2 protein-coding genes are annotated in these 1612 nt (G+C 63.9%); both read left to right on the top strand.

The window, feature by feature from the left end; translation table 11 throughout:
- Positions 1-317 precede the first annotated feature (317 nt).
- Positions 318-1055 (top strand): DUF5983 family protein, encoded by a 738-nt coding sequence (locus tag APY03_RS23735; protein ID WP_068680689.1) that lies wholly within the window; start codon positions 318-320, stop codon positions 1053-1055.
- Positions 1056-1161: 106 nt separating this feature from the next.
- On the top strand, positions 1162-1440 hold the full coding sequence (locus tag APY03_RS23730) for a uridylate kinase (RefSeq protein ID WP_068680687.1): 279 nt from the start codon (positions 1162-1164) through the stop codon (positions 1438-1440).
- Positions 1441-1612 lie beyond the last annotated feature (172 nt).

The raw sequence follows: 1612 nt of genomic DNA, 5'->3' as shown, positions 1-1612 counted from the left end.
GCGAGGGCGGTGCCATGCTCAAGCGCTGCCACTTCAACGGATTGTCGGACTTCGACGGCCTCGATCTGCCACGTCGCCAGGTGATCGCCGACCTGCTGCTGAATTACAGCGGTTGGTGAGCCGGTCCCCGGCACACCTTCATCACTGCGTTCACGCGACCCCATGAGGGACATGCGCCTCGTTCGAGGCCATGTACCTCGCGTTGTCTCTCCGCCAACGATCAGCGTCACCTGACGCTGTTTCCTTTCTTTCCACCCACCGGGGTCAATTCCCGGTGGCGGGGATTGGCTCCATCATTATTCTGTTGGAGAAATCCCATGTCCCAGAATCCCAATCCCTTTCTACGCGGCTACTGGAATCTGAAAATCGTCCGCACGCTGTCCATCAGCCACGAGGACGGAAGCCCGCATGTCTGGCGAAACATCCACCCGAGCCAGCAGCACCTCTCCGACGCGGCGCTGGTTGCTTCTCCCTGCATCGTCACCAGCGGCTTCGCGGTGGTCAGGACTGGCACCGAACCTGTTGGCGCCGCACTGATCGCCGAATGCGATGCCGTTGAAGGCGCCAGCAGCGAAGGCGTGGTGGGTGCCGTGGTGTACACGATCCACGGCGACGACTTCGACGGCCGCCCCGTCCACGTCGGCGACACCTATTCGGCCGAGGCCGCACGGGAAGTCGTGCAGCGGTTGAGCTTCGAGACCGGCTACTACAGCCGGTGCTGGGAAATCAGCAGCGCGCACATCAGCCACGAAACCGGCCAGTACCTGGCCAACCTGGCTGACCTCGCGACGCCGGAGGCCTTTTTGTTCGTTGCGTTCCGGATTCCCTACAGCCCGGCGATCGGCGTCAAGCTGATCTCCACGCCCTGGACGAACCCGCACCTGCGGGACGTCGAGGGGATCACCGCCGAGCAGCTTCGGCAGGAGCACCGCAGCAAGGGCATGCCAGACGACCTGGCACAGATCCTTGAATTGGCCGGTCAGGCCGACGTGCGCATCCTCATCCTCGATGCCGACGCACCCGTGTTGCCGGGCCTGCCGCTGGCCAGCGAATAGCAGCCAAGCACACCCGCAGCGTTCCCGCAGCCTTCCTTTTCCTCGCCTCATGCCGGCCCGTCTCCCGCCAGGGAACGGGCCGGCTCACTTTCACAGGAGCGATCCCATGTTCCCCGAACTCATCACACCCGCATCCGACTTCGAGCACCAGCTTGGAGCCTGCGTCAACGCCATGAGCCAGGACAACGCCATCGGCCAGATCCTGGTATTCGAGCGCATGAGCGGCACGCTGCACATGCGCCACATCGCCAGCGCCGACCTGGTGGACACCGACGTGGACGACTACGAAATGGTCGTCTTCGACGGTGGCAGCACAAGCGGCGACACGTGGAAGCACGTGTTCTTTCCGCGTCAACGCGAGCACTACTTCGTGTACCAAGCCTGACCCCTCCAGCCCCTTTCGAGGGGCTTTTTCTTGCCCGCAGCACAGGAATGCGGGCGTGGTGCGGTGCCGTTTCCTGCGGGCACGCCGGCCGCCCCGGGACCATGCTTGCCCCATGTTCGTCGGTGTTGCCGACACATGCCCAGGCAGTCGAGACCTTCGAGGCTGCAAGCGC

This window comes from Variovorax sp. WDL1 (assembly GCF_001541225.1).
GTDB lineage: Bacteria > Pseudomonadota > Gammaproteobacteria > Burkholderiales > Burkholderiaceae_C > Variovorax.
The sequence above is the reverse complement of the archived record's forward strand: the minus strand, read 5'-3'. Positions and strand labels throughout refer to the sequence as shown.

What these genes read in the sequence shown, in the direction of transcription:
- APY03_RS23735 (WP_068680689.1), top strand. Translation starts at nt 318, where the DNA reads ATGTCCCAGAATCCCAATCCCTTTCTACGCGGCTACTGGAATCTGAAA.
- APY03_RS23730 (WP_068680687.1), top strand. Translation starts at nt 1,162, where the DNA reads ATGTTCCCCGAACTCATCACACCCGCATCCGACTTCGAGCACCAGCTT.